The sequence below is a fragment of the Cryobacterium glaciale genome (assembly GCF_004402535.1).
GTDB classification, from domain to species: Bacteria; Actinomycetota; Actinomycetes; order Actinomycetales; family Microbacteriaceae; genus Cryobacterium; species Cryobacterium glaciale.
Map to the genome: position 1 here is coordinate 25,988 of NZ_SOEY01000026.1, position 22,281 is coordinate 48,268.

Sequence of the window (22,281 nt, forward strand, 5' to 3'; positions counted from 1 at the left end):
GTGGTGATGAGGGGCTCGTTGCAGCTGTCACGTCCCCCGTCGTGGTGGAAATTCTCGACACCGTATATTCAACCAAACTCACGATCTGGTTACCCACCCCGTCGACTGGGTCGTGAGAGTCGGCCTGGGTGCCCCGTAGACTCGGCCTTCTGCGGCGAGCCGTTGCGCTGCGGCGCGCTGTTGCGCTGCGGCGAGCGCGGAATGAGCGCGAGCGGCATCGAGCTTCTGTGCCGTCGATTCCGGTACCGCACCAAGCGGCCTGGCGCCAACGATGCCGTAGCGGTCCCGGTAGGCCGCGACGGTGCATCCGTTTTGGTGCCATGCAACGGCTGCCGACCCGCGCGGCGCGGTGCCGAGCGCTCGCGTCCATGGCTCCTCCGCGAGCAGCGCCTCGTCGAGCACTGCGCTCGCTCGCGACTCGATCAGGTCGCTGCGCTCAACCAATGCCTGGTGCATGGCGGCATCCATTGGCCCGATCGCACGAGGGATCAGCCCGACGACAAGGCGCGGCGCGCGGCGCGCTCGCCCCGCACTGCCGTCCCGAGACACAACCGCTGCCACTCTGGATCGCAGTACCGCCGCGATGTCCTGGGCATCCTCGAATCCGCGCGCCGCAACCACGCGCGACAGCAGGGTCACAATGTCAACAAAGTGCGCCTCGGCTCGCCGCAGCTCCGCGGTGAATGGCCCGAAGGCATCCGAGTGGACGACCGCGTCGGCCTGGCCCGGCGAGAGCCCGCTCGCCCGCACCACCGACACCCACCGGGTGTGCTGCGCGGCCGCCGCGATGGTCTCGTACTCCGCCGCGAGTTGCGCCACCGATCCCCACGCGTCCTGTTCCGCCGCGATGGTCTCGTGCGCGGACAGTTCGGCACCGACGTGCTGCAGAATGCCGAAGAGGATGCTGCGCGCCGTCACGTCGCCATCGTCACCGGGGCGCGGCCCCACGTGGGCGACATCGGGCCGGTCGACAGCGACGTAGGCGGTGTTCGCTTCGCGTCCCCGCGTCATCGAGACGTAAAGGTTTTCTCGCGGCATGGTCGGCGCGACGACGACGTGCGCGGTATCAGTCGTGATTCCCTGCGCCCGGTGCGAGGTGACCGCGTAGCCCAGCTCGACGTGATCGCGCACATACTCGGCGGGAAGCAGCACCGTGCTCCCCCACCGCCGACCGTGCCGCCGCACTTCAACCGACCCGTTCCGATGCACTTCGATCACGGCCCACCGGTCGCCGTTGCGTACCCACGTTCGCGACGCATAGAGCCGCCGATCATTCCGGCGCGTGATGACCGTGTCACCCACAGCGGCCCGGGTTCCGTCATGTAGCGCGACTTCGCGCAGCGCATCGACCTGACCCTCCAAAATAAGTTCCGTTCGAGCACGCACGTTCAGCGATGCAACCGCCTCGTTGGAGTCGCTGATCAGCACGGTCTCCTTGCCCGCTCGGGTATCTGCGCGCCAGGCCTCGTAGGCGGCATCCGCCATCGCCTCGGTGGTGCCGTCGCGCAGTCGGTCGTGCGCGCCGTACAGGTCAATCACCTCGGGGCTGCCCTGGCGAAGCCCGAGGGATGCCGCCTTCTCCCACTCCTGCACGAAGCGGTGCACGTCGATGAGTTCGGGCGCGTCCGCTCGATCGTGCACCAGCATCGAAAACGCGCCGCCAGCATCGACCGACTGAAGCTGGGCGTAGTCGCCCACCAGCAGAACTTTCGCGCCGGCATTCGCGGCCAGCGCGGTAATCCGATCCAAGGGCAGCGTGCCCGCCAGCGAGGCCTCGTCGATGATCACGAGCTGCCCGGCCCGGAACGACTCTCCGTGGTCGAGATGGGTCTGCCACCATTTCGCCAGGTTCTCAGTCGTGATTCCGAGGTCCGTCGCCAGCACCGTCGCGGCGGCCGCCGAGGGTGCAAGGCCGACCACAGACCCCGCACCGTGCGCCTCCTCCCATGCCAACCGAAGCACACACATGGCCGTCGTCTTGCCTGCGCCAGCCGGCCCCACGAGCACATCAATCACTCGACCCGAGCCGACGATCGACAACAGCGCCGCGAGCTGGTCGTCTGCGAGCACTCCCCCGCCCGGCAGCTTCGTGCGGGCAGCCGACCGCAGCATTGCCGCCGCGACTCGTGGCCCGGTCGCATCGTTTCCGCGCTCGAGCAGCCGCGTCTCCGCGTCGAGCAACTCGGTCGAGGTAAACACCGTGGAGTGCTTCGGGCGGAAGATCGACGTGCCGTCGTCACGTCGGAAGGCGGCAGGGCTCAAGGCAAGCTCGGGAGGCGTGATGCGCAAGGACGCGCGCTCGGCGGCATCCGTTATGAGCCCGACGACCGCTTCTCGATCGGATGTCGACGCGAATCGGTCCGGCATCGTTTGGCGTGCAGCCTCGGCCGTGAGGTTCCAGTGCCGCCAGGTTGCGCGCTTCTCGCTGACGGCCGTCATCACGCTCAACGCCAACGCATCAATCCCCTCGCGCGGCACGTCTTCTGCGCGCAGCATGCGCGCAGGCGGGTGAGCGGATGCCGCACTCGCCAACGCCGCCGCGTCGCGCCCAAGCACGAGCCTGGCGCGTTCTCGCCACGCCGCCGTAAGCTCCGCGAGTGAGTGCACTTGTTTGACCGGCCGGGTGGAAAGCGTGGCCTGCGCGCGCAGCTTCATGATGGTCACAGGGTTCGGACGACGCCCGCGGCTCGCCACGTATGCCTCGATCAACCGGTCGGTCTCCACATCGATGTGTCGGGACCTCGACGAGAATTCTGCAACGAGCGCTTCTGGAACGACGCTGATCGCCCATGTGGGATGACGATCCCGGCCCCGCTCCCGCTTCTCCCACTGCACGCCAAGCGATCGCGTGAGCGCGTCAGCGAACAGGGTCTCGTGCAGTTCGGAGAGCGCCACCACGGCCTCGTGCATCGGCCGGCCATCGAGCGAACGCCACTTGCCGTCGAGCACGGTCTGCACCTTGTTGCTGATCACGACGTGCGTGTGCAGATGAGGGTCGCCGGCCCGACTGTCGAAGTGATCGAAGGCCGTCGCGATCAGGCCGGTCACATCCACTTGCGCAACGGCACCGCCCTGCGCCGTCGTGCCGGTCCGCGTCGCCGCGACCTCGCGCTCCATGAACGCGATCACTTCGGCAACCGCCGCGTGGTGTGCCTCCGCGATGCGCGCCTGCATGGGTGCGTCGGCAATACCCCAGAGCACACTGGCCGACTTCGGAATGGAGAACGTGAAGTCGTAGCCGGCGACGGCGCGACGTCGCTTTTCGGCGGGCTCCTCCTTAGCGGATGGCGACGCAGCGGATGCGCCCTCGCTGTGGTCGTGCTCGACACCGTCCTCACCCCGAGCGGCGGCGGCTCGGGCTGTGGCGGTCCGATAGACCGGGTACGCCCGCCCGAGGGCCTCGCCAGTGACTGGGTCGCGACCCAACCCGATGAGCAACTGCAACTGTTCCTCCGTAACCACGTCGCCCTCGACAACGAGACCACCGAGGCCCGGAAGTCCGCTGCCCATCCACCGGCCCGGCGGCGTGCCCTGTGCGGTGTAGTAGCGGGTCAGCGGCGTCGATAGCGAGCGATTTCCGTCGCCGGCGGCCACGGTGCGCAGCAGATATTTGTACCCGTCGCCGGCACTCATAACCCGCATCGACACCGTCACCGTGCCCACCTCCGCTTTCATCACGGAGGTGCGCCGCCTCGATCTGCAAGAGGCGTGGTGGCCTGGGGAGTTCTACGAGAACTGCTCAGTCTGAGCCTTGAGGACTGGCGCCTTGCGCAGCAATTCGCGGTACGCCTCGGCCGTGTCGAGAGCCGCGACCATCCGATCAACCAGCTTCGGACGATAGACGAACTGGCCGAACGCGGGCGAGTACAAACAGAACCCATCCGACTTCGGCAGCTGCTCCATCGAGCCGCTCCTCACTGGCCCAATCTCCCATCGCTTACGCACCGCGGTGAAGTCATTCACTCCAAATTCGAAGGGGATGCCCGCTTTCACAGCAGCAGCGGCAGCACTCGGGAGGACTTCATCCCCATGCGCAGCGTCGCGGTACTTCTCCGCGACGATCACGCTGCCTTGTTGGCCAAGGAGATCGTGAAGCTCGTCCTCTGTGAGGTCGTCCTGCCTGACAAAGTTCAGTGCCATGTCCGCTTCGGTCTTCGGCCCCTTCATGGGCAGGAGGAGCAGACGGTAGGCGTATCGCTCGTCACTGCGGACATCTTCTGTCAGCCTGCCCTGGAACTCCGAGATGAAGGTTAAGACCGATTGAGGTAGCCCTCTGCGCAAGTTGCGCTGCTCGTCGTAACGTGCGGGGCTGAGCGATTGCACGAAGACCGGGAACTTCAATTCGCTGCCGAGCGTCTCGGCTTCACCAAAGCGACGAACAAGCTCGGCCTCGAAATTGATGATGCAAGCATGCGCTTCCGCTGCGGTTGCGACGAGGACGGAGTCTTGGAACCGGTGCTCGACATGGTTGCGGAGCCCAATGAAGAACTCGATGTTAGCTCGGATTGGATCACTCTCCTTGACCTCGAACTTCAAGCACTGCGCAAGGTCCCAAGACTTCTTTGAGCCGTCAGGGTTGCGCTTGAAGGTACGGCGATTGTCGTTCTCGCGGTAATAGATCTCGGCCTTACGCCGCATACGGTCGGCATGCATGAGGTTCTGCCAGGCAAGGTGGATGTGGACGATGAAGTCGGAAAAACTCCGCCGGTCTCCTGGCCTGTTGTAGAAGTCGATCGCGACGAGAGCCTGTCGTCGAGCCTCATCCAGTGTGTGCCTCCATGCGGGCGGACGCGCCATCTCGGTCAGTCTTCCTCGGTCAAAGGTTTGACCGGTGAGAGGAAGTTGCGCAGAAGCCTGAGCCGCTCGAGAATCTCGTCATAAGTGACGATGGTCACGCTGCGAGAGTTCGCACGGTAGAGTTCGAACGACTTCTGCCTTGCCGGATCGTCGGCCGAGGGGGTGCGTCCAGCAACGACGAAGCAGGAAACTGCGTAGGACTCCAGGTCCCACTGCCGGGAGCTTTCCTTCAACCCAAGAAGGCTCTTGGTCAGGTTGTACGCCTGGTCGAGCACCTGAGTGACCGCACCGTTCAACTCCTTCGATGGGCCGTACACGCCCTGTCGATACTCGCGAGCATCAAGCAGTTGCGTAGTTGGCTTCTTGATCTCCACCAAAGCGACGTTGTTCGTGAGCGAGTTCTTGAACAAGTAGTCGGCGATCTTGTCGCCGCTTCCCGACAGCCCACGACCACCGACGCTTGCCCCGGAGCGAACGCTGACCATCGGCACGCCAAAGACCTGCTGCAGCGCAAACGCGTTGTCGTCGAAGAAAGTTTGCCAGTAGCGCTCGGTCTTGCGTTCTCCCAATGAATCCGCGTACGCCTCGATAAGACGATCAAGACTGACAAGCTCGATGTCACGCTTGAGCTGCTGGAACTTCTGAGGTGAACTCGCTGCGATCGCTGCCGACTCGGAAGCAACTGCACCAATCAGAGCGTCACGCTCGACTTCACTCAGCTCCTCGATTCCGTCAGCTGCCAGAGCAATTACACGCGAGTCTGGATGTCGCCCGAGAGAGAACTCCATTGCCGAGAGACCAAGCGTCGCAGCGAGGTCGTTGTGAACGAGGACATCCTTCACTCGGCCTGCGGCTCGATTGCCGCGGTCATTGATCCGGCCTATCTCGGACCAGATGGCGGCGAACCGCGACAGGCCGAGGATGAACTTCGTGCCGTCGATCGTGGCGCTGTTCCCGTCGGCAAAGACGATCTCGTCGCACGGAGTGTTGGCTTCGATCAATCGGATGAGTCGATTGCAGTCCTGGAGCAAGCCCAAGCCGTAAGCGAAGTCCTTTACAAACCCCGGGGCCAGCGTCTCAAGGATCGACTCCAATTCGGAGTCTTCGTAGTAGTCCTCGAGGAGCGATGTCTCCAAGGTGAGCGTGCAAACCTGCTCATACTTCGGCCCGAGGTACCCACTGTGAGTCGCGAGCGTATTGATGGGATGAATCTTCACGACTCCCGACTTGGGATCGAAGTCCACCAGCTTCACTCCCTCAGACAGGCGTTGACTCGCTGCTGACTCTTCATCAGGCGTCACCGCCGGGATGAAGTATGCCTCGACCCGGCCAGTCGTCGCTGCGGTCCGGACGTCGAGGCGACCGTTGTCAGTCTGGTCATTCCCGAATCGAGCCACGCTTGACCTCAGTTCCCTTCTGCAGCGGGAGTCAGTGCGTCCAGAATGTAAGTAACGCCGAACGCGCGCACCTGACGGAACTCTTGGCGACTCGTGCCGAAGTCGAACCAGCCGCCATCGGCCTTCTGGAAGATGTCGAGACCACGCCCAAGGTTGATCCGCCAGCCTCTGTCCGTACGGATCCAGCGGTCGTGGCCGCCAGGATCCTTCGCCATATCAACCTTGATGCCCTGCTGCGCCGCGCCCTGCACGATGTCGCTGAGCATCCGAAGCTGTTTCGGCTGGTTTTCGGGGTCAGCGTCAAGAACCGTAAAGAGTCGGAAGGTCACCTCATCGGCCGGGTCCTTCGCCGCCGCGATCGCGGCGAGCAGCTCGACGAGGTTACGTCCCTGGTGCGCCATGCGGATGTAAGGGTCATGAAGCTCAATCTCGATGGCGCCGGCCAGGTACGGCATGAGCAGCGTGTCGTAGGAAACACCGCGCTGATTCTCTTGGAAGTCTCGCTGACCTTGGAAAAGCTCCTCCTTCCCAGGTTCCACTTGCGCCACAGTAGCGACAGTGGAGGGACCGACACCCGCTACGAATGGAACACCTTCGTGAGCCGCGTCCGTTGCCAGTTCCCCGGATGCGCGCCGGTGGTAATTTCCCGGATACTCTTCCTCCTCGAGCGTGGTGACGTTGGACCATTCCCCGGCCATGCTGTTGTAGCCGAAGTTGACCGGCGCCATGGTCGAGTCCATCCGCAGGATCTGATCCTTGACACGCTTGCGGCCTTCAATCGCGAAGCGCAGCAGCTCCTCGATCTGCTCAGCGGTGGCATCACCGTGAGGGTATATGAGCTTCATGAGTCCAGAGAAAGTCTTGTGGATGGCGTCACGGTCGCGAGTCGAGATGTCCGACCCCAGCGTGAAGTGGTGCTGGTAGCGGTCCGAATAGTCGAGGTTGCGCATGGACTTCAGCACTTCTGCAATGTAGTCAACGACAAACCCATACCCGTCCGAGAACATCTCACTGCGGATCGTGTCGATCTCCCACCCGGGGATATAGAAGTGAAGACGGTCGAGGTATGCCGGGTCGTGGTAGCTCTCGGGCAGTTCGTCGAAGAGATCGGAGTGCTTGAGCATGTACGGCACAGTGTGCGACGTGTTACCGACGAACACCATCGACGCCTCCGCCCCAAGGGTCTCCACACCGCGGGAGAATGACTTGTTCGCCATGTAGTTCTTCATGATGTCTACCAGCGCTTTGTCGGTGCGCTTCTTTTTGCCCGCGAACTCGTCAAACGCGACAACGTCCCAGTACCCGACGAGGCCGAGGCGACCGTTCGCGTTGTTCACGAACAACTTTGGGACGCTCACCTCACCGCCTGAGATCAACATCCCGTGCGGCGAGAACTCCGAGTAAATGTGCGACTTGCCCGTGCCCTTGGGACCTAGCTCGACGAGATTGTAGTTGCGTTCGACGAATGGAATCAAACGCACCAGTTGCAGCAGCTTCGCGCGTCGACCAAACATTTCGGGGTTGAACCCGATCGACTGGATTAGCAGGTCGATCCACTCGTCAGTGGTGAACTCGGCCCGTGACGCGAGGTAGCCAGCGTAGTCGAAGTTCGACATCTGAATCGGCTTGAGCGATCCGAGGATCCATGGCGAGACCCGCGCATCATCGGAGTGGAAATACTCAACATCGCACAGGCACCAGACCCCGCCGACGAGCATCTTCTGGTGCGCGTTGACGGTAGCTGAATCGACGACGACACTGCTGATCCCGAGGTTCGCGAACGAGGCCTGATAGACGTCATCCTTCTCGTTCAGCGTGACGCTGACCTTGTCGATGATTCGGTAGCGCCCGCGCTCCTTGATCTTTGACTTGACCAACTCTGACTCGTTGCGATGCACATAGTGCTGGGCGAGGATGTCGCGGACGCGGTCGATGCCCGCTTGAATCGTCGCCTCGTCGTCGGATGCCGCGTATTGGCCGAGAAGGTACTCCAAAACGTATGACGGAACGATCGCGTTGCCCTTGACCGCCTTGACGAGGTCCTTGCGAACCACCGCCCCTGCGAAGTGCTCGTTGATCTTGCGGTCCAGCTCGCTCGGCTGCGCGCCACCCCCAGGGACCGCCGGTGCGAAAGGCTCCTCTGCAGGCGCTGCCGGAGAAAGTTCAATGTCGTCGCTCATCAGCAGTCCTTAGAAGTCGAAGTCCGAGGTGAAGGAACGCTTGATCGTGTACGGCGCGCTCTTGTACTTCTTCCAGGAGCCAGTACCCGGGATTGGCTGTTCGAGACGGAACTCGATTGCCTGGTTGTTGGCCTCTTCCGCGTCCTTACTGAGCAGCAGTCGCACAGTCTGGAACCGGTCGCGCCCTTCCTTGCTCTCGGTATCGAACAGCAGCTCGGGTTGGTTCGAGATCAACATGTCGCCGAAGTACAGGCCCGCCCGCAGATTCCGAGCCGTGCGCTGGTCTGTCACTGGCATCGACTGGTACAACTTGATCACGACCTGGCCGGTGGTTACCTTGTTAGTCTCTGGGTGGATGTCCACGTTGACCGGCTCGACCGTATCAGAGCGTCCCTTGTTGATCGTGATCACCGGAATCACGATTTCCTGCAAGGACGCACCACCATGCACGAATTGGAACCCGGCGCCAGGCTTAACGATGCGACAGATCGAGTTTGGGATCTGGACTTCAAGATCGCTAATGAGTCCAAGCTGCTCGGGTAGGAACTTTCGGAACGCCGGGTCATCCTTGAGGCCACGCCCAAGCACGTAGCGACGGTTCTCGACCATGATTGCGTCGCCCTGCGGCTTGACGGTGAGGTTGAACTGCGGTGGCAGTTTGCTCTCTTGGTAGAGGAACCCATGGTCGGCCGTGACGAAGATGTTCGTCGCGTTCGCGCTGGCGAGCGCTTTCACGATCCCGACGAGTTCCTCAATCGCATCGGCGGCGGCCTTGAACGTACGGTGCTCGGAGACCGCCTTGTCACCAGTCGCATCGATGGTGTCGTGGTAAACGTAGAGCACCTGGTTCGCCCCGTAGAGGTCACGCCGTTCAGCGGGCTTCATCTTCAAGAAGTCCTTGGCCTGGATGGCGGTTCCACCAACGGCAGCGAGGATCTTGCTCCGGTTGTTCGTGCCGTCCGAGCGCTGGCCATCGACCAGTACCGGGTCACCGTTTTCTGAGTGCGCGAGCGTCTTGTGCGGTAGCAGCGATGCCATCCCAAGCTGGGTATAGCTCGGGAGCACCCCGATCATCGCCTCGATCTCGGCTTCGAACTTGTTCTCACCACGAATGCGTGAGTGCAGCTCGTGGGCGACCTCGTACCGCATGGCATCCGAGATCACCACGACGGCCTTCTTCCGTCCGCCGCGCACAATCGGCGCGACGTACTGGCTGTAGAACGAACTCTGCGAGATTACCGAGGGCGTCCTCCACCGCTCCACCACATCTACCTGGCTCTGCCAACTCGTGCCTAGCTTGAACAGGAAGTCGGTGACGTAGGCGTTCTCGACCTGCTCGGTCAGCATCTCGAGCGGCTGCTTGAACTCCGCCGTCTGCACCGCGTACGTGTACTGGCGGTACAGCTGGTCAATCCGATAGAGGTCATCGCGGTATCGAGTGATTCCCTCATCGAAGCTGGACACGTCGAGCCGGGTGGACCTGATCGCCGGGATCAGCTCCGCAGCAGCGCTGAGCGCGGCATACAGTGTTGCGTAATCTTCGAACCACACGCTGTCACGGCGTCGAGTTCGGATCGTCTCGGCGAGGTCGCGAGCTGACATCGTCTGGGCAGAGATTCCGCCGATCAATCGACGGATGATCTCCTTCTCGCCCGCATCGAAAGTGTCCGTGGCGACAAGATCAATCAGCGACGCCGAGGATGCTTCGTCGGCGTAGTCAAGGTCCTTCTCAGCCTGCTTGGCAAGCGTCTTCAACGCGCTGGTGCTCTGTCGGTTGTCGCGGAAACTGCGGAAGTCGATCTCGAGGTTGCGTGCCGCGTTCGACGTCGACGCGGCGAAACCACCCTGGGCTTGCTTGAACATCCAGAGGACACAACCGGCCATGCTCGGCGAATCAGATTCGTAGCCGTAGATCTTCTCCGCTCCACCCCAATGAAAGTTGGCCAGATCCTGCTCGACGAGTGCGTCGTAGCCGGAAGCCTCATCGCTTGCGTGCTGGATCAAGAGTGTGCGAGTGAGTTCCGAGAAGCTGTGTTCCTTCTGCCCAAGCACGACGGCGCACATCTTGGCCTGCACCGTAACAAGGTCTTCTCCGTCGCGGAGCAGGGCTTTGAGCTTGGCTACCGACTTGGCATTGCCGAAGAACGTTTTGTGCGCAGCGATCAGCTCGTCGGCACCGGGTGCGGCGATACCGAGATCTGTCCGCATCAGCGCACCTCGGTCGGCACTAAAGGCGCCGTATGCCAACTCCAAGTCGAGCAACCAGTTGTCTGCCCCCTCGGCCACGAAACCAGGGCGATACAGCAAGAACTTCGCTGATGGCTCTTCCCGCAGCACCCGGTACTTGATCGCAAACTCATCGTTCGCGACGCGCAGCGCTGTCACGTCGGGCGGAGTCTGCGCGTCGAGATCGTCGGCGTAGCTGCCATCAGGGTCGCGCCAGATCACCAGCCTGTGCCGGTCGAACCGTGCGGCAAGGTGCTCTTTGATTGAAGCCACTTTGCTCACTCTGCAGCCTCCAGCCCAGTGATCTTCTTCAACGCCGGGTAGAACTTCGGGTAGTTCGCCTTCACACCATCGTCGAGGTCGATCGCGGGCTGCTGGGTGGCCAACGGATAGAGCACGTCGTGCTCGTAGTCACGCAGCTCCGCGAGTACTTTGCGGAGCTGGTCGGCGTCCTTCTGATCCTTCGGAGCACCATCGCGAGCCGCGCCGTGTTCAGCGTTGGCAAGCGCAACCTCTAGCTTGGCGCGATACTCACGCAGGTACTCATTGAGAACCGTCGACACCGTAGACGGGGTGTAACGGTGCATATAAATCAGCGCATTGAAAGAACCCTTCGGGCTTGAAAACATCCAGTAGATAGGACGCTTCTTGTACCGCTGTACGTGATCGTCGTAGAACTTGGATTTGCCCGCCTTCGTGATGAAATATTCACGCAGGGTCTTCACCCCCAGTGACTCCTCAACGAAACGCAGGTTCTCCTCGAAACGCTCGGAACCAAACGCTGCTCGGAGGAACTGGCGGAACCGCTCCACAATGTCGTCCTCGAACCATCCATCGTCAACGAAGGGGATCACGTTGTCCGCGTCTGGCATGAATGACGGGGCGGGAACCTTAGTGAGGTAGTCCTTCAACGTCGTACCCTGGTCAGCGAGGATCAAACCCGGCGCGTCAAGGCTGTAACGCCCGAACATGCAGCCAACTGCGAAAGAAACGAGGTCACGGACTGCGTCGTCACGCTGCACGTTGCGCGCCTGCTCAGAGGGAAGTCCAAGGTAGGTAAAGCTCGGGTTCACGGCCAGCGAGACACGATTCATCGGCGCCGCCTCAACCTCACCATCGAAACCAAACAGCTTTGCGAAGTGGAGGTCATTCTGCTGTTCGATCAAATGCAACTCTGTGACCCATGCTGACCACGTGTTCTGCGCATCATCGATAGCCGCAGGAAGCGAAGGCCCTCGTCCGACAAGCGGACTCGATTCGAAGTCCCATGAGCGCTCCTGAGCGGTCCAGTCCTTTTGGGAAAGTTCAACCGCACGAGTAGCGGCTGTCCGCACAGTGTTGCGCGCATTGTCCGCTGGCGCGGGAACCGCACTGAGGTAACCAGGATGAAGGTTCATCGTCGGGTTGAGGCCCGCGAGAACCTGCTTCACAGACGACGAGTTCAAGAGCGCGAGCGTGTAGTCGTCGTCCGTCGACTGACAAAGTCCTGCGGCAGCGTCGAAAAGGTATCCAGCCTCGACTTTCCGAAATGACGGATCATTCGTCGTCACGACTGTCCAGGCGATGCTTGGCTTGAAGATCCGGTCGAGATTGAAGTTGGTCGCGCGCACACGGGAACCGTCGTCCGTCAAAGTTGTCTGGATGAGATGCCCGTCCTTTTCCCAATTGACTACTGCCTCCAGATTTCCTGCCCACCTCCGAAAATCGCCACCTTTCGCGTATGGGAACCAGCGCATTCCCGACGTCTTGGCACTTGCTCTGTCGGCATACCCGAAGCCAATCCTTGAACGGGACGTCTCCCACCACTGCCGAACGAACGTCGCATTGTCTGCGGTGACGAGACCCTTTGCCGCGCGAGCGGTTGTGTCTAGCGAAGGTGCGGTTCTGAAGGCTTCCAGCAGAGTGGCAGGAAACCAGTAGGCCAGTGGCGCCCCGGGCAACGCGATGAACGACCGCGGTTGAACCCGGTAGAGTTCCTGGTCCGCTAGACCCTTGATCGCAATGCGAGCGGAAGCCGCCTTCTCTGCTTCGTTCCTGCCATCGATCAGGCGGAGATATACACCTTCATTCGCCTGCCCTCGCCCCATCTGGAGCACGAAGGCCGTTGTCGAGACTACCGAACCGCCAATCGAGTCGAACGCGCGCTCACCAAGATGTGCCATCGTGGTCGGGGGCGCGTCCCGGAGAAGCTTCGCTCGGAGCTTCTCGAAAGACGCCAGGAACATCCATGAGTGCATGGTGATCATTGCGACCAGCCCCCCATGGGAGCTCACCAAGTTCTGGCACCGCTCGATGAACATGGCGAAGAGGTCAGCCTTCGAATCGGGGTAGCGATCCTGCGCGAACGCTACGAGCATCGCAGCCATATTCTTAGAGCCCATGTACGGAGGGTTAGCAACGGCGACGGAATACCTCGCCGTGAGGTACTCAGCTTGAGCAAGGACTCGATTCGCCCATTGGATTGCATCGGACTTGAGAATGTCACCGTTATCGTTGAGTGACTTCAGATGCGTCGCGAGGCTGAAGGTCAAAGCAGGGTCAGGCTGCAGGAGCGACCCGAACGTGTCAGCCTCATCGAACTGATTCCAGAAGGCTTCTTCCTCTTGACGGTTACCTCCCCGTCTTGCGAGGAATTCCAGCGCCTCAGGGCCGAACGACATGGGCTCGATCACGCAGATTCTCGGCTCAACTTGCTTGTTGAAGAAAGCCCGTTGTTTGGCGCGCGCCTTCATTGTGAGCGCGAACGCGGCGAGCGAACCCGCGCGCGGGTCGATCTCGGTGCCGTGGAGATTGTGAGTGAGAATTAGGCCGGGAATTTCGGAGGGCGCATAACCCTCTTCCTCATATATTGCGTAGAGCAGGTCGAAGGCGTAAGTAAGCATGTGGCCCGAGCCACAGGCCGGGTCGATCACCGTTAGTTCTTCGGGCTTGCTGATCTTGAGAAATTCGGGATCGTCGTCGGCTGGAGCGATGTAGTACTCCATCTGGTCGACGAGACGTGAGGACGGTCGGTTCAACATCCACAAGCGACCGACGGAATTTTCGACGAGATAGCGGACGATCCAGTGCGGGGTGAAAAGTTGGGTGGCCGCGGGGATCTCCTCTGACCCTGCGAGCTTGCGCGCCTTGCCCTTTGCCTTGAAGCCGTCAAAGACTTCGTGTTTCCGCTCGGAAACATAGAACTGGTAAAGCCAACCGATCACCTCGACGTCGTTGCATACATCTTCGGTGAGGACCTCGCGTGCGCGCGCAAGTATCGCGCCGTCGGCGAGCAAGTTCGCGGGCACGAGCAGCTCGGTGTAGTCGCCCTCGCGCTCGAACATGAACGGCATCGGCTTGTGCCAGTGGCGGCAGTACTCGGTGAGGAGCAGCGCGTAGGCCTCACCCTCAGCGTCGGTACTGCGACGTGTGCCGTCGAGGAGGCCGATGATCGCGTTGGCCGTGCGGCTGGTCGTCACAACATCAGTGTCAAGGTTGCCGCGCTTGGCATCGGAGAGGATCTCAGGCTGCCCGTGCGCTTGCCCCTGAGCGGGTGAGACGACCCCAGCGTCGGTATAGCCGCGGGCATCCATGAAGCGCAGCGCAATGATGCGGTTGAACCAGGTGTAGGCGACCTTGTCGACAATATTCTGGCGGCCGTGGCGTCCGATCTCGGCTTCGAGCTTCTTGACGATTTCGGCTCGCTCGCTACGCGCGATCGATCCGACGGCGAGCACGGCGGTTGTTTGTGCGTCGACCGCGTTGATGAGTTCGCGACGGGCCCAGGTGGCGAAGCGCTCTAAGGGTTTGGTGTCCATGTATCTCTCCTAGAGCGCGATGCGCTTGTTGTCGTTGATCGTGGAGAGCAATGTCTCGCGGAGCTGGTCGAGATAGCGATCGACGTCGTCCGCGTTCTCCAACACCCGGCCGGCTCCCGGCAGTGCAAGGCGCTTGATTGCGATGGTTTGCTTCGATGGGGCTGGCGCCGGTGCGGGGTGGGTACCCGCGCCCGCGCCGGGTGTTTCTGGCAGTTCCTGCGCCGGTGCTGCGGCGACGAGTTCGTCCAGGATCTCCGGATAGGTCGTGTCCGCGAACGTTGCTGCAACATTCCGAATGACCGGGATCTGTGTCTCACGTTGCACCCGGGCAAGTACGGCGAGCGCCTTACTTGTGACCGATCGCTGCGCGGCGTCGGATGCGTCCAAGAACGCCTTGCTAGCGGGCACCTGTTCCCAGCGTGCGTTGATCTCCCCTGTCGCTTCTGCTCGCTGGTCGTCAACGATGGCGGCGATCTGACCTTCGAGCGCGGAGACGGCGGTGCCGAGTTCGCTGATCCTGGCGCCACGGAAGACCTTGGGATCTTCGAGCAGCAGCGCGACAGGATCCGTCGTCCCTACGGTCAGGTAGCCGATATTCGACTGGTTAGCCTGCATGAACTCTGTGGCGTTGTCGTAGATTCCTCGCTGGGCACCGTTGAGGAATTGCTTGATCGGATCAATCACGCTGTCCTTGGCATCGAGTAGCTCGTCCGCCCCAGGGAACTCGGTGATGAACCATTCGACCGCGTGGTCGCACAGATCGGTGAGCACCCTGACCGGTTCGTCGAGTTGGTCGATGAAGGGATAGCGCGACCGCGTGGTGAGCGCCTGGAGTTCGACGAGCTTTTTGTCGAGGAGTTCCTTGCCGGTGCGAGCAAGCTCCAGCGGGTCCTTCGGAATCGCCCCCTCATCGGTGAAGTCGACGACGAACTTGCGGAACGTGGTGACAATCTTCTGGTCAAACACCCGCTGTGGCGCGATGACCATGTTCGGGTAGCTCTGCGTATTGCGCAGCGCGCCCGTGATCTCGGTGCGCTTGAGTAGCTTGCCGTTGAGCGTGATCTCAATTTTGGACCCGCCCGCGAGGTAGGCGACGGCCGCTGCGACCGACCACTGATCCCAGCCGTAGGGCTTGATCGTGTACTTCTCAAGCAGGTGCTTCATCGTGACCTGCTCATGGCGCTTACCGCGCATCTCCAAGTGGCCGAGCACATCTTCGCCGGGCACTGTGAGCAGGCTCGCCACATCGTCGATGAGCCCGCCGTCGGGCGGATTGACCAGTGTTGAGAGTTGTTGCTCGCTAAACGTCTTGCCGCCCAGCAGGGCAAGGTTCGTGTACGTGGCGGCGATCACCCGCTGGAACCCGTCGCTGATCCGACCCACCGGCTCGGTTGCTGACACGTCGAGAACCCCTGCGTTGTGGACAAGGGTTGTGCGTCCGACGGCGGCGCGGAGGCGTTCGACGATTTCCTTCTCGCGCTCAGCGTTCTGGGTGCCCTTCGCCTGCAGAATGGTCTGCTCGATAGCCGTGCGGCTGCTCCCGTGCGCGCGCTTAATGTACTTCTCGGTCTTCAGCTGCAGGCGCAGGTCTGCGAGGATCCGCTCGCTGTCGCCCGGAAGCACGACCCGCAGCTCGTCGAGCCCGGCGCTGTGCGCCTTAATCTGCTCCAAGCTGAACTCCGTATCGGGACTCGTGAAGTGCAATGCCAGCTCGTACTGCTTACTCATCGACTGACCATCGAGCTTGTAACCGATCGGGAAGTTCTGACCGTTCTTCGAATAGACAACCTTCGTCATTTTCACGACGGACTGAGTGAGTAGATCCGAGAGCTTCTTTGACACCTCAGAAGAGTCGATGTCGACGTTCTTGATCTCCTGCTCGATCTTCTGCTCTTCATTGGTGAGGTAGTCGTAAACATCACCGTTGCGCTGAATGTAGGTCTGAACCTCCAGCGCCGCGAGCGCCTCGATCACGTCCTTCGACAGCGACGTCAAATCGGTGCCGAAGTGGTCGTAGACCAGCACGGTGAGGTTGCGAGGCGACGCCTTAAAACCGTCAACGTACTTGACGAGGAAGAGCGCCTTGAGCAGCCGGATCGCCAGCTCGCTAAGTTTGCCGCTGCTTTCGGCATTCAAGATCGCGCGTTGGTTTGCTGACTTCAGCGATGCCCGGATGCCTGCGAACATCTGGTCAAACGAGGCAAGCTGCCCCAACGGCTTGTCGGCAAGCGCACTCGCGACCTCCTGCACGACGCCGAGCATAGACCGCTCACCCACTGAGCTATTGCGGCCCTCGAAGATGTTGTGATCCGAAATTCCCTCGATCGCGGCCTGAAACAGAGGAAACTGGTAGCTCACGAATGGGTACGCGCCGACAAAGTGCTCTTCGTCGCGGTAGTTCGGGTAGCGCCCGCCATCGACGAAGTCAAACAGAGTCTTGAAGTTTGCGTGCTCCGCCGCGTAAATCTCGGCGACCTGCGCCCCACCTGCATCGTTCTTGGCGAGGAGACGCTTGCGGATGACTTCCTCAACGTCCTGGCTCGTGAGCTTGAGACGGTTCGCGAAGCGGGCCTGAATCTTGGAGAAGTCATTCGCCTGGCTCTTGGTGCGGTCGCCGCCGACCTTTTCCATGTCTTCCTGAGAGGTCACGAAGATCCAGGAACGGCCCTTGCACTTGGTGGCCAGTGACTCAGCGATGGTCTGGAGATTCAGCATCAGCTGTGTGTTGGTGCCGATGAACTGGCCGACCTCGTCGACGAAGAAATTGAGGCGGAACCCGTCGGGCTGCTGCGCGAGCCAGCCCGCAACCTCATCAGCGAAATCCTCGATCGACACTGAGTACGACATGCTGTACTGACGGATGATCCCGGGGCTTGCGCTTCCGTTGACTTCAGCAAACGCTTTGTCGATGTTTCCCGCTTCCAGAGCGCTCTGCTCACGGCCCTGCGACCACGCGATGCCTGAGATGCGTTCGAATGCGTCCTTGAACGCTTCGTACTGCCCGCGACCATCGAGGTCTCGCTCGAAGCGAGCGATGTGGCCCTGGTTTCCGTAGTATCCGCGGGACTCGTCGAAGATCTTGACGAAGACCTTCAACAGCGCGTCGTTCTGATCTTTGCTGATCAGGGTGGCCTTCTGATCGATATTGAACAGCAGGCTCTTGGCCGCAATGCTGTCGGACTTAGCGATCAGCGCCGGGAGGAACGCGTCGTCGGCCTTTGCGCGGAAATGCTCGGACACCTTGCCGCGCGGGTAGTCATGTCCGTCGATGTCCCCCAGCAGGTGGGCGAGCATCTTGAGGAGGTGGGACTTACCGGAGCCGAAGAAGCCCGAGATCCACACGCCGTTTGCGTTGGTGTAGTTCGTGTAAGCCTCCAGCGTCTCCACAACACCTTTAGCGGCCTCATTGGTGAGGACATACTCCTCAACCTCAACGCTGAGCTGAGAAGTGTCATCGGCCTTGATGACACCTTCGATTGGGCGCTGGATGTTCTTGGCGAAGATCTCGTTGATTTGGGTCATCGTCATGCTTCCTGTTCCAGAATGTCCTTGGCGCGGTAGTAGCTGTCGCGGGCGCTGAAATTGAGGGCGCGGAGCTGGTGACCGCTTGCCTGCGTGAATTCGTACGTTCCCGGGAACCAGGCGAGCATCGGTTTGCCGACCACGACGCTTTGTAAGTTCTCCAGCACGGTGTGGGTGCGAATGAAGGGAAAGACCTCGCCGATGCCGGTAAGGAAGACCATGTCGCTCGGGTTCTCCGCCAACTGCTGGCGGATCGCGGGCGCGAGGTGGTCATGCGGATCGAGCATCCCCTGGAGCGTCTCGCGAAACTCGTACTTGTCCTGCGTCGGCTCAAGCTCCAAGATTCGTTCCCATACTCCGCGGTCAGTTAATAGTTTGATGGCGAGGTCGTACAGGTTGATATCGATGACCGTGAGACCGTCATCGCTGCGGAGCTTGGTCATCACGCGGTCGCGAGCAGCCTCCACGTCCAGCGCCCATACGGGCGGAAAGTGGTAGATAAAGAAGGGCACTTCTTTTGATAGGCCCTCCATGTTGAGGAACCGCTTGCTTCGCAGCACCTCATAAACATGGTTCTCCTCGGTGTTGAGATTTCGCTCAGCTGTGGTCTTCATCGCGGACTCACCTCGGTCGGCAGGTTGGTCGGGAGAAAACGAACATCACTCGGTGTACGAGCAGCCAACGCGTCGTGAACACGCTCAGACAGTACGGCCGGAAGGATGTCGCCGCCTTCACTGCACAGTCCGGCCTCGTGGAGCATACGGAAGAGGCTTCTGCGTAGTTCACGTCGGGTAGAAGGCCTGATTTCGTCGAGTTCGGAATGCCAGAGGCTCTTGCCCGCAAAGAACCGCTCAAAGTCTCCGGTGTCGAGTGTTGGCGTAAGCAAGAGGAATCGCTCCCGAAGAACCTCCTCGGCGAACTCGCCGATCAATTCGTACCGGCGGCACGCTGCCACCCACATCAGGTGGCAACGCTCCGTGAGACTCGAATCAACGAGGAGCTCCAGCTCAGGGTCGTCCAAGACGCTGAGCCGCTGGATCGTCTCACGAATCACGCGCAAGCTCGATGAGGTCGTGCGCGCCTGGAGGAGATTCCCCTCGATGGCGATCTGCCGGACCGTCCCCCAGTTGCGCTCACGCAAGTACACTGACGCGACCACATCCGCCTCGCGAAGTAGGAGGCCCCCGCTGGTGAAGGACAGCGCGTATCGGTCCTGCGCGTCGGTAGTTTTCGCCAACGGGTACCTCCTTCGGTTTTAAGGTCAGTCGATCAGGCTATGGCGGACCACCGACATCCAAGTCGGTGGCAGTTTTCAGCGAAGCGGTTCAGTCAGGTTCAGTGCTTCCTAACGCTGCTGCCCCGCCGCGGCGGACCCATCTATCTACCTCGCTGGCCTGGAACTTCCACAGACGGCTGATTTTGTGGGCGGGCATGTTTTTCTCGGCGATCCACGTGTAGACGGTGTCTTTGGTGACACCAAGGTGGGCGGCGATGTCGTCTGCGGACAGCCACGGCTCGATCACAACGCCCCCCATTTTTGCAGACCTCGACTGGGCCAACACTCCCGATGATACCGGAGAGAACCCGGTTTGGCAGGGGATGTAGGGGCGCCGCCAGGTGTATTTCGCTGGTCTAGGTGAGACGGAGACGTGAAGTATCTGTGCTGCTGCCCTGGGCGGCCAGAATGTCGCGCCCTGCCACGCCGAGACAGCCTGGGCAAACTCCTACGCTCGTCCGGATTGTGATTAACGTGCAGCAGCCAGCGAGGCCAGCCACGCCGAGAGGCCTGCCCGCCAGCGCTCGCAATCCGAGTTCCAGCTCATCGTGTGATCTGCGTCGAATGCCTCCAAGTCGACGATGTCGGGACGTAGCTCCCTGAGGCGAGTCGAGGACTCGAAGGGTGAAGACGTGTCGAGCGTGCCGTGAAGGATGAGCGTCGGCACAGTCAACTCGTCGACTCGCGCGATCCAGTCGAAGCGGCGGAGAACGACGGGGTTGATGAGACCGGTCATTCGAGCCAAAGGCCGGAAGTTGAGCCACGGCATGGCGAGCACGCCGGTCTGTGCAGGCAGGCCCGACCTCGCGCAGTTCGCCTTGATTGTCGAGACCCAGTCGAGCACGGGCGACTCGAGCACGACGCCGGCGACGATGCCGCGAAGCTTGGGATCGGCGGCGAGCTGAAGCGCAATGGCACCACCCATTGACCACCCGAACAGGATGACGCTGCGTGCGCCGTTTTCGCGGGCGAAACGCACGGCCGCACGCACGTCATCGACCTCCGCGGCGCCGAGATCGGACCTACCTGTCCCCACGCTGGGGCCTTCACCGTCGTTTCGATATGTCACGACGAGCGACGTCAACCCAGCTTCCGAGGCGACCTGCACACCACGCAACGTTCCGGCACGCGTGCTTCCGAGCCCGTGAATATGAATGGCCCAGGTGGGCGACGGAGCGTCTCGGGACGTGACGAGCCATGCGGGCGCGGGGCCCACATCCGTTTGTATTTCGACATCCGTGGACTGCAGGCCGGCATCTGCTGGAGTCTGAAAGTAGATGCCACTCCAGGATGCTCGTTGGCCGGCGGCCACGCCAGGCCACAACTCCCCCACGACCTCGCGACCGACGAGTTGCGGCCCGCGATCTTCGACTTCCGGGGAAAGCCGAACCCAGCCGCCGTTCTCGACTATGAGGCAGTAGTCGCCGGGCGTGGCGGTGCGCTGCGAACGATCAAGGACGACGATGGGTCGCTCCCGCGTGTGATCCACCCCTCTAATTGTCAGGTCGTATTTTCGCCCGCTTGCCGGGGCGGTCAGGCGCCTTGCGATCACGAGACCGAGCCCTCCGAGCGCCAGACCCGTGGCGGCAACCGCCCCAGTGAACGCCCAACCAACTCTCATCGCTGCTGCCCGGTAGTCGCCTGAGACACGACCGGCACCGAGCCGGTCGGCCCGGCTCCGAGCAGGTGGCGTTCGGCGCGCTCGACGAGCGCCTTGTCATAGTCGCTCACCTCGAATGACACCCGCGTATCGATCATCGCATCACGGATCTCAACGACCTGGCGATGGAGCAGAGTCTCGGGCCCGCCGGCATCGAACGCAACATGCTCGTCCTGGCTGATTCCCGGCCGTACAGTTGTCGCTTTGGCCCAGATCGGTTCGAGTTCGCCGACCAGCCTCCGGGTCGTCCGTTCGCGAGATCTGGCCTGGAAGGTGCGGGCTGCGGGCTGACTGGCGAACCCGAGGCAGAGGAGGAGGAAGGTCAGGATGTGAAGCGGTTCATACGCGACGGCCACTGCTGCCATCAGGTAGAGATCCCCGACCACGTGGGCGAGATCCATAAAGATGACGACGACGCTCAGCGCGATGCCGAAGCTGCTTCCGAGAATCAGAGACACCGGCGGTAGCCGCTGGGCACCCTCGCTGCTTCGGAGCTGCCGTGCAGCGAGCGCGGCCATCGCGGCGAGGACGATCCCGTAGTAGATGAATTGGATCATCGAGTAGGCGGCGGCAGCGGGTTGTTCGCCAAGCTCAAGCATGAAGCTGGTGGTGGTACCGCCACGATTGATGAGCAGGAACGTGCCGACCGCACCAATGAGCGCGGCAACGAGTGTGAACCGGCCGAGGGCGAGCCGGACGGCCCACGTGTGATGCTCGGATGCCCTCATCACTCCACGACCCAGGAAGAAGACGCCGACCATCAACGTAGCGTCCGCCACGAGGGTTACCAAGTTGGACCCGCCGGCGAGCGGGTCGAGCGCCCAATAGGCCTGATCGGTATTCAGCGTCATCGCGATCGCGATCGTCAGCGCGGCGTAGCTGATGTTGCGCTCTGCGCGACCCCGCCGAAGGATAAGCAAGCTCGCGACGAGCAGCCACATGAGGGCGGAGACCAGGACGGCAATCATCCGAAGATCTCCAGGTACCGGGAGGAATGCAGTGTCGATCCCCTAATTGCCGCGGCAAGGTGGTCAGCGAGGGTCTCAGCTTGGACTTCTTTGTCGGTGTTGAGATCTTGGCGCTTGAGCAGTCGGCGCAGGGTCTGCGGCGGGATGTCCGGCAGCAGATAGTCGCGCGTGTCATGATCGTCGTCGACATCGTGACCCAGGATCAAGTGCGCCAATTCGTGCAGCACGAACTGCTGCCGATGCAGCGCCGAATCACTGTGCGCATGAAGAATCAAATCTTCGCCATCCCTCATGAGCGAAACGGCGCATAGGCCGTCGTGAACGCCCAGTTCCGCGAGTTCGACGATGCGCAGGCCACGCTGCCGACTGCGCTGCACCGCGCGGACCAGTTCGTCGAAGGTGAATGTGTCTCTTAGGGCGAGTTCGGCCAGCGCCGGCACGCTCACTTCGTTGTTCAC

13 protein-coding genes are annotated in these 22,281 nt (G+C 61.5%); all 13 read right to left on the reverse strand.

All coding sequences use genetic code 11. From position 1 onward, the window contains the following. Window positions 1-78 precede the first annotated feature (78 nt). The 13 genes from mobF to E3O06_RS11910 all read right to left on the reverse strand — a co-directional run bounded on the left by mobF (window position 79) and on the right by E3O06_RS11910 (window position 22,281). On the reverse strand, window positions 79-3,675 hold the full coding sequence (gene mobF, locus E3O06_RS11850) for a MobF family relaxase (protein ID WP_241980128.1): 3,597 nt from the start codon (window positions 3,673-3,675) through the stop codon (window positions 79-81). A 51-nt stretch (window positions 3,676-3,726) separates the two neighbouring features. Next, window positions 3,727-4,797, reverse strand: a complete 1,071-nt coding sequence (locus E3O06_RS11855; RefSeq protein WP_134503599.1) for a DUF3644 domain-containing protein — start codon at window positions 4,795-4,797, stop codon at window positions 3,727-3,729. Between the two features lie 5 nt (window positions 4,798-4,802). Beyond that, entirely contained in the window at window positions 4,803-6,194 is a 1,392-nt protein-coding gene (locus E3O06_RS11860; protein ID WP_134503600.1) for a Shedu immune nuclease family protein, read from the reverse strand. Between the two features lie 8 nt (window positions 6,195-6,202). Further along, the gene (brxL, locus tag E3O06_RS11865) at window positions 6,203-8,374 is read right to left on the reverse strand and encodes a BREX system Lon protease-like protein BrxL (protein WP_134503601.1); all 2,172 of its coding nucleotides are present in this window, start codon (window positions 8,372-8,374) and stop codon (window positions 6,203-6,205) included. A 9-nt stretch (window positions 8,375-8,383) separates the two neighbouring features. Next, entirely contained in the window at window positions 8,384-10,873 is a 2,490-nt protein-coding gene (gene pglZ, locus E3O06_RS11870; RefSeq protein ID WP_241980121.1) for a BREX-1 system phosphatase PglZ type A, read from the reverse strand. 5 nt (window positions 10,874-10,878) lie between these two features. Next, on the reverse strand, window positions 10,879-14,397 hold the full coding sequence (gene pglX / locus E3O06_RS11875; protein WP_134503603.1) for a BREX-1 system adenine-specific DNA-methyltransferase PglX: 3,519 nt from the start codon (window positions 14,395-14,397) through the stop codon (window positions 10,879-10,881). A gap of 9 nt (window positions 14,398-14,406) precedes the next feature. Continuing rightward, window positions 14,407-17,925 (reverse strand): BREX system P-loop protein BrxC, encoded by a 3,519-nt coding sequence (gene brxC / locus E3O06_RS11880; protein ID WP_241980122.1) that lies wholly within the window; start codon window positions 17,923-17,925, stop codon window positions 14,407-14,409. Further along, window positions 17,922-18,533 (reverse strand): DUF1788 domain-containing protein, encoded by a 612-nt coding sequence (locus tag E3O06_RS11885; protein WP_134503604.1) that lies wholly within the window; start codon window positions 18,531-18,533, stop codon window positions 17,922-17,924. The genes brxC and E3O06_RS11885 overlap by 4 nt, the downstream gene beginning before the upstream one ends. Continuing rightward, on the reverse strand, window positions 18,530-19,156 hold the full coding sequence (locus tag E3O06_RS11890; RefSeq protein ID WP_134503605.1) for a DUF1819 family protein: 627 nt from the start codon (window positions 19,154-19,156) through the stop codon (window positions 18,530-18,532). Before E3O06_RS11890 ends, E3O06_RS11885 begins: the two co-directional genes overlap by 4 nt. Before the next feature lie 88 nt (window positions 19,157-19,244). Continuing rightward, entirely contained in the window at window positions 19,245-19,442 is a 198-nt protein-coding gene (locus E3O06_RS11895) for a helix-turn-helix domain-containing protein (protein WP_134503606.1), read from the reverse strand. 222 nt (window positions 19,443-19,664) lie between these two features. Next, window positions 19,665-20,684, reverse strand: coding sequence for an alpha/beta hydrolase family protein (locus E3O06_RS11900; protein WP_241980123.1), 1,020 nt, complete (start codon window positions 20,682-20,684; stop codon window positions 19,665-19,667). Between the two features lie 128 nt (window positions 20,685-20,812). Beyond that, window positions 20,813-21,823 carry a DUF6545 domain-containing protein gene (locus E3O06_RS11905; protein ID WP_134503608.1) on the reverse strand — a complete coding sequence of 337 codons (1,011 nt, stop codon included), beginning with the start codon at window positions 21,821-21,823 and terminating at the stop codon, window positions 20,813-20,815. Next, the gene (locus E3O06_RS11910; RefSeq protein ID WP_241980124.1) at window positions 21,820-22,281 is read right to left on the reverse strand and encodes an ImmA/IrrE family metallo-endopeptidase; all 462 of its coding nucleotides are present in this window, start codon (window positions 22,279-22,281) and stop codon (window positions 21,820-21,822) included. Before E3O06_RS11910 ends, E3O06_RS11905 begins: the two co-directional genes overlap by 4 nt.